This is a genomic window from Rhodococcus sp. P3_B8 (assembly GCF_056402775.1).
The window spans coordinates 1-1,469 of sequence record NZ_JBFUGT010000615.1; the positions used below are offsets into that span (position 1 = coordinate 1).

General features: G+C 69.1%; 2 protein-coding genes. One reads left to right on the top strand and one right to left on the bottom strand.

Going from position 1 to position 1,469, the window contains the following annotated elements:
• Positions 1 to 56: 56 nt before the first annotated feature.
• The gene (locus tag AC1D1G_RS45125) at positions 57 to 425 is read right to left on the bottom strand and encodes an Rv2175c family DNA-binding protein (RefSeq protein WP_105413630.1); all 369 of its coding nucleotides are present in this window, start codon (positions 423 to 425) and stop codon (positions 57 to 59) included.
• Positions 426 to 556: 131 nt separating this feature from the next.
• Between AC1D1G_RS45125 and AC1D1G_RS45130 the strand changes: the two genes are divergently transcribed.
• Positions 557 to 1,469: protein kinase domain-containing protein (locus AC1D1G_RS45130; protein WP_477956930.1), on the top strand; the 913-nt coding region annotated here is incomplete at its 3' end.

The following is a 1,469-nucleotide window of genomic DNA, read 5'->3' on the forward strand; positions in this document are numbered from 1 at the left end:
GCCTCAGTTCGCCCGGCTCGCGGTGCCTGCCCGTGGCCGAGTGTGGTGACCGGCCGTCAGAATCCCATCGCCTGAGCGCGGCGGATCACTTCACGGGCGAGGTCGCCGTGCAGGGCCTGGACGGGCGTGCCGGGGAGGCTGTCGTCCTCGCGGAACAGCCACTGCAGGATTTCCTCGTCCTTGAATCCGCCGTCGTGGAGCACGGCGACGAGACCGGGCAGCCATTTGACGATCTCGCCGGTCTCGTCGAAGAAGAGTTCGGGAACACCGAGTACGCCGTCGCGTCGGACGGCGATCAACTGCTGGTCGCGCAGAAGCTGCTGCACGCGGGTGACGGCCACACCGAGGTTCTTCGCGACGTCCACCAACTGGAGGAGCGAGACGGAAGGGTCCAGGACATCGTCACAGTAAGGGATGGCACTCACTCCCCTAACGTTATCTGGTCGCCTCCGGCGTGGCGCTACCGGTCGGTGTCGCTGGCTACGATTGAGGGGCGCGTGGCCGGGCTGCGCGCACTGACGGGGGAACGGACACTGTGCACGATGGAGGTCAACGTTTGATCGGCGAGCTGCTCGACCGGCGCTATCGGGTGGATGCCACGATCGCGCGTGGCGGCATGTCCACCGTCTACAGGGGGCTCGACACGCGTCTCGACCGTCCGGTGGCCATCAAGGTGATGGATCCGCAGTTCGCGGCCGATCCGGCGTTCGTCACCCGGTTCGAGTTCGAGGCCCGCTCGGTCGCGCGACTCAAGCACCCCTCCCTGGTCGCGGTCTACGACCAGGGACACGACCGCGAGCACGCGTTCCTGGTGATGGAACTCGTCGACGGCGGAACGCTCCGCGAACTCCTGCGGGAGCGCGGGCCGATGCCGCCGCACGCGGTGGCCGCGGTCGCGGGCCCGGTTCTCGACGCGCTCGCCGTCGCCCACCGGGCCGGTCTCGTGCACCGCGACGTCAAACCCGAGAACATCCTGATCTCCGACGGCGGTGAGGTGAAGATCGCCGATTTCGGTCTGGTGCGGGCCGCCGCCGCGTCGACCACCACGTCGAACAGTGTGATTCTGGGCACGGCGGCGTACCTGTCGCCGGAGCAGGTGACGTCCGGTATCGCGGACACCCGCAGTGACGTCTACTCCACCGGTGTCCTGCTGTTCGAACTTCTCACCGGGCGGACACCGTTCACCGGGGACACGTCGTTGTCCGTCGCGTATCAGCGGATCAATCAGGACGTGCCGCGGCCGGGTTCGTTCATCGCGGGTGTCCCGCCCGAGTTCGACGAACTCGTCGCGGAGGCCACCCACCGGGAACCGTCGCACCGCTTCGCCAACGCCGAGCAGATGGGCTCGGCCCTGCGCAGCATCGCGGCGGCCCTCGATTTGCCCGCCTACCGGGTGCCCGCCCCGCGACGCTCGGCGCAGCACCTGAGCGCTGCGGCCGCCGCGAGCGCGCCGCCCCTGAGCGCGCCGC